We start from the raw sequence: 5,668 nt of genomic DNA on the forward strand, positions 1-5,668 counted from the left end.
TCCGCATCGCTCGATTGAAGAAATGTCGCGTGGCTCGGTCGCGGGTAACTTTGTCTGTCATCAAGGCACTCCGCATTTCGCTGTCCCTCTGGAACATACGAACCATCCCCTGCAAAAAGGTGCGTTCCCACGTGCCGTAAACAACATCCGCCGGGTTGTTCCGCATCATGTCTAGCATCTCGTCGCTCATAACCTCTTCTTTGACGCGTTCAAGTCGTACAACATCCTCCTCCGATAGATTTCCCCCGTGCCGCTCGTTGAAAAGCGCAACTATCTCAGACAGTGATCGCTCTTCCTCCTCCGTGTAGCGGTTCGCACCGAACTCGGTGATGGCAGCAAGTTTGGTCGTGTCACCAGCCTGAAGGGACGCAAACCCCTCTTCGCCTTTCTGCACCCGAAATGCCGAGAGCTGTAGCATGTCCTCCGAGATCTGGATGTCGGCAGGTACTTCCCTCGAGGGCAGCAAGCGGGCCAACCAGGACACGTAGGTGAAGAGCTTTTCCAGCCAAGGATCACCGAGGGAGACGATCTGCGCGACAAAGGAGTAGAACCGCATGTAGCTTCTAATGAGCTGCCGGAACTCCTCCTGCTGGGCCTCGTCGTCGTCAATCTCGAAGCGGCCAACAGCCTCCTTCACCAGCCCTTCCAGGCGGATGCGGTCCTGGCTGCTGAGATTTCCCGTAAAGAAGACATCGGCAAACCTCTCGACCTCATCCCGTATGACATACGGCGAACTCGAGATCCTGCTTTCGAGATCATAGATCTGATTGAGGTCCGTTCGTTCCTCCAGCTCTGTAGCTTCGAAGAACGGGGCGAAGGCTTCCCGGATCTCCTCCACTGTGTTCTGGAAATCGAGAACGAAGGTCCGCTGCTTTCCTGGGAAGGTCCGGTTCAGCCGTGCCAGCGTTTGTACCGCCTGAAGCCCTGCCAGCTTCCGATCAACATACATCGCTACCAGCTTCGGCTGATCGAAACCGGTTTGGTACTTCTCGGCGACCACCAAGACCTGATACTCATCCGTATCGAAGCGTTGTGGCAGCTCTGTCTCGGGGAAGCCGTTGGCCGCAGCCTCGGTCCAGTCCGTGTCGTCAATGCGCAGATCACCTGAGAACGCCACCAGGGCTTTCAGGTCGGAGTATCCCTTATCCTCAATGTAGGCCTTGATCTGCTGCCAGTATCGGAAGGCGTGTTCACGGCTTTGCGTCACCACCATCGCCTTCGCTTGTCCGCCGAGTTCGCTCCGTACATGACGGCGGAAATGCTCGACAATGATCTCGACCTTCTGGCCAATCGCATAAGGATGAAGCGAGGCATACCGGGCGACAGTTCGTTGCGCGTTCCTTCCCTTGAACGCGGGATCCTCTTCGATGGCCTTCTCGAGCTTATAGTAGGCTGAGTAGGTCATGTAGTTCTGGAGGACGTCCAGAATGAACTTCTCCTCGATAGCCTGACGCATCGAGTAGAGGTGGAACGGGTGCGGGTTGCCATCCTCGCCCATGCGTCCGAACCGCTCTAGCGTGACGTTCCGAGGGGTGGCGGTAAACGCCAGGAATGAGATATTCCTCTGCGGCCCTCTTGCGGCCTGATGGGCCAGGATCATGTCCTCGATATCCTCGGAGGATGTCTTCTCACGGGTCAGGGCATCGCTCATGGCTTGGGCTGCCTTGCCCGATTGGGAGGAATGCGCCTCGTCGATGATCACGGCGAAGTTCTTGGAGGACTGCCCTGATATCGTCGCCAGATGCTCCGTGCCGAACTTCTGGATGGTAGTGATGATGATCCGCTTGCCCTGCTCGATGGCCTGTTTCAGATCACGGGAGGTGCCGTCGATCTTCTTCACCACGCCTTCGGTCTGTGCAAAGCCGCTGATCGTGTTCTGTAGCTGCCGATCCAGAACCAGACGGTCGGTCACGATGATCGCCGTATCGAACAGGGGGCGGTCGGCCTCGTCATGCAGGTTGATGATCTGATGGGCGGTCCAGGCGATGGTATTGGATTTGCCCGACCCTGCGCTGTGCTGGATCAGGTAGTTCTGCCCAGCGCCATTCGCCCGTGCATCTGCCAGGACACGCCGTACCGCGTCGAGCTGCTGGAAGCGGGGGAAGATCAACACCTCCTTGCCGCCGGATCGCTCCAGATGAATGAACCGCCCGATCAGATCCAACAGAACCTCACGGGAGAACACGGCTCTTGCCCCCGGCAGATCCTTGTAGAGGTAGGAGACCCGGTTCTCCCCCGGCACATCCGGGTTGCCAGCCCCGCCATCCCGTCCCCGGTTGAAAGGCAGGAACCGCGTCTTGCCGTTCATCAGCCGTGTGGTCATCGACACGTTGTCCGGGTCCACAGCGAAATGCACGATGGCACCGCGTTTGAAGGTCAACAGAGGCTCACCACCGGGGGAGCGGTCCTTGCGATACTGCGCCTCGGCGTGTTTGAAGGTTTGCCCAGTCAGCGGGTTCTTGACCTCCATCGTGGTCACGGGGATGCCGTTCACGAAGGTCACGATGTCGATGGCATTGGCGTTCTTCTTGGAGTACCGCACCTGCCGCATGACCGACAAGGTATTGGCCTCGAACAGCCGTGTCAGATCCGGGTTCAGGTTTGAGGCGGGCTTGAAGTAGCACAGGGAGAAGTTGATGTTCGGAACCAGCTTGATCCCCTGGCGCAGAACCTGGTGGGTGGGCTGTTCCTTCAGGGCCTTTTCCAGCCGCTTCAGAACCTCTGTCTCGGCCTGTGTGCTGTAATGATCCTCTAAGGTCTGCCACGCTTCTGGCTGGGTTTCACGTAGGAACCGGAACAGCAGCTCCCGGTCGAGGGCATAGCCCACATCGTAGTCCGTGGCAGGGTCCCGTTCGAGATAGCCCAGATCCGAGGTCAGGCAGCCCACGATATGAGCCTCGAAAACCTTTTCCTGGTGAACGTCCTTAGTGGTGTGCTGTCCGGTCGTCATGGCGGGTCCTGCAAAATACTATTTCAATAGGTGGGTCAAAATCTCTTCGGCATCGGCTTGGGTTTTTACGCCCAGACGGATGAGGTCGTGGCCACGGAAATCTGCATAGCCGCGCAGTTCATCGATTTGGCGGGTCATGCCTCCAGCTCCTCCTGAATGGCGTCGAGCCGCCGGTCCACGGTGCCAGATTTGCCGTAGGTCTGCACATCGATCTGCCCCGTGACAGCGGCGGTGATCAGGGCGGAGCGGTACTCTTTAAGCAACGCCGATGCCTGTTCGTTTTTCGAAAGCAGCACGTTTTCGCGTTCTGTGCGGTCTCGGAGTTCCGCAAGGATTGCAACTTGCTCATCACGCGGTGGAACAGGCAGCCGCATGTCCAAGAATGCGTCGGGGTAGATACGCAGCCGCGAAGAATGAATACCTTTACTGCGCCGGGTCACCTCTGCGACGAACGGTTTGGAGCGAAGCGTAAGGTCAAGATAATCCGGCTCGAATGCCTCGGATGTGGGGCGATAGACGCCATAGGAAGGACTGATGATGCCGTGATGGGAACTGACGCCCATCGCCCCCATCCAACCCCACATTGTGTTAATCACAATGTCGCCAGGGTGAACAATCTTGTATCCCTCGTTGCTCTCAGCGAGGAACATGTTCACTTCTTTTTCGGCGCGTGTCGTCACGCCAGTAATGTGTGAGACGGTCAAGAGTTCTTCCGTCCCATCGACGCTCTTATCGATCCGTTCGCGGAAGTGGACTTTCGCCCTTTCACTTTTCCAGTGGTTTGGTCGGCTATCGGTCCAGTCATGGCGCGGCGTATCCAATTCCTCGGAACCTTCGCCACAAATCATTTTCGCTATCAGTGAGTCTCGTGCCTCGGCAACAAGGGCGGCGAACTTTTCCCGTTTCTCGATCAGCAGGTCAATTCTTGCGGTCTCGCGGTCCAGGAAATCGGCAATCTGGCGTTGGGTCTCGAGGTCGGGGAGCAGCACAGGGATATTGCGCAACGCCTCGTGTTCCAGATCCCATTGGTTGACCCTTACACCTTTTGAAATCCTGCCATACAGGCCGATGTATGGTTCGCTTCTTAGTAGGTAGTGGAGGAACTGATCACACTCATCGCTTTGAGGCGTGTAGACGTAATACGCAGGACTGACGATACCACGGTAACGAGAGATTGCTATCGATCCCTGCCATGCTTTCATTTTATTGGTGACCAAAGCCCCTTCCGTCACCAATTGATATCCGGACAGGTCTTCAGACGGCTTGTTGTGGTTATCGTCGCGTGACGACTTCGGAATCACTCCATAATCACGGTAGACCGACAATAGCTCTTCATCAGGAAATCCCGTCAACTTCTCGCGGCGGAATAATGACCAGAACGGCACGGTTTTCCATCCTGCTGGAGTACCTGATGCAACGATATCCCTGATCGGTATCACTCAACCACCTCCTGCAACAAGCCTGCGATCTCGGCTTCCAGAGCCTTCAGCTCGGCGTCGATCTCTGCCAGTGGGCGGGGCGGGACATACTGGTAGAAATAGCGGTTGAAGTTGATTTCATACCCCACACGACCCACTCCGCCATCCTGTGCGTCGGTGTGGCTCTGATCCACCCAAGCATCGGGGACGAAGGGCAGAACCTCACGCTGCACGTAGTCCCGCCAGTCCTCCGCCAGCGGGACTAGCTCGTGATCGCGCAGATCGCTGTCGGCTCCGGGCTTGCCATCCTTGCCAGTGCAGGTCTTGGCGTCCTCGTCCCGCTCCGACAGGGCCGACAGGATCGCCTTTTTCACCGGAGCGGGCAGTTTGATCCCGGCAGCCTTCAGCGCCGCAGTCAGGTCCTTGTCGAACTCGGCACGGTCCAGCCACCGTTTGCCCGCAGGCAGGCTCTGCCGCAGGGTGGTCAGGATCCCGGCCTGTTCAGCCTCGTCCAGCTTGGCGAAGGGCTTTACCTCTCGCAGCGCCTCCAGGGCGTCCTCGGTCACCTCGAAGGCCAGTTTCAGGGGGCGTTCGACACGGATTTCCCGATAGCCGAAATCGGTGGTCTTGAAGATCTTGGAGTATTCGCCCCAGCCAGCCTCTCCGTTCAGCATCTCGGCATAGATCCGGGTGATCTCGTCACAGGCCTCTGGCGGGATCTCGCGGCGTTTGGAGCCAAGGGATTTGCGCATGGACTTCCAGAACCGGTCGCTGCTGGCGTCGATCAGCTGGACCTTGCCCTGGCGATCCCGTGTCTTGCGGTTGGTCAGAAGCCAGACATAGGTCTGAATGCCGGTGTTGTAGAAAAGGTCCGTGGGCAGGGCGATGATCGCCTCGACCCAGTCGTTCTCCAGCATCCATCGGCGGATCTCGCTTTCGCCCGACCCGGCACCGCCGGTGAAGAGAGGGGAGCCGTTCATGACGATGCCGATACGGGTGCCTTGTTCGTCATCGCGCATCTTGGAGATCATGTGCTGAAGGAACAGGAGCTGCCCGTCCGACACGCGCGGTAGGGGAATATCCCTCTGACGCCGTTAGGCTTGATGAAAATGCGTCCCGACTTGGCTTCTTCTAAGGCCACTGCCGAGAAGCTCCTGCAGAGGAGCTGTATCGGAGACGTAGATTTTCTGCGAGCAGGGCCTGAGCTAATCGCAACGGGGGCGGTTGTGCTTTCCTTTAAAGCCGAGAATGCTGGTCGGAGACGGACGCACCGGCATCTGTTCCTTTTGGGCAATCACTC

General features: G+C 57.8%; 3 protein-coding genes. All 3 read right to left on the bottom strand.

What is annotated here, in order from left to right:
• The coding region (locus SM763_RS23775) for a type I restriction endonuclease subunit R (protein ID WP_369000017.1) at positions 1 to 2,950 on the bottom strand (2,950 nt) is incomplete at its 3' end.
• Between the two features lie 134 nt (positions 2,951 to 3,084).
• Positions 3,085 to 4,389, bottom strand: coding sequence for a restriction endonuclease subunit S (locus tag SM763_RS23780; protein ID WP_369000019.1), 1,305 nt, complete (start codon positions 4,387 to 4,389; stop codon positions 3,085 to 3,087).
• The gene (locus SM763_RS23785) at positions 4,386 to 5,399 is read right to left on the bottom strand and encodes an HsdM family class I SAM-dependent methyltransferase (RefSeq protein ID WP_490363312.1); all 1,014 of its coding nucleotides are present in this window, start codon (positions 5,397 to 5,399) and stop codon (positions 4,386 to 4,388) included. Before SM763_RS23785 ends, SM763_RS23780 begins: the two co-directional genes overlap by 4 nt.
• Between the last annotated feature and the right edge of the window lie 269 nt (positions 5,400 to 5,668).

This window comes from Pseudophaeobacter sp. C1-32P7 (assembly GCF_041008775.1).
Classification (GTDB): Bacteria; Pseudomonadota; Alphaproteobacteria; order Rhodobacterales; family Rhodobacteraceae; genus Phycobacter; species Phycobacter gallaeciensis_A.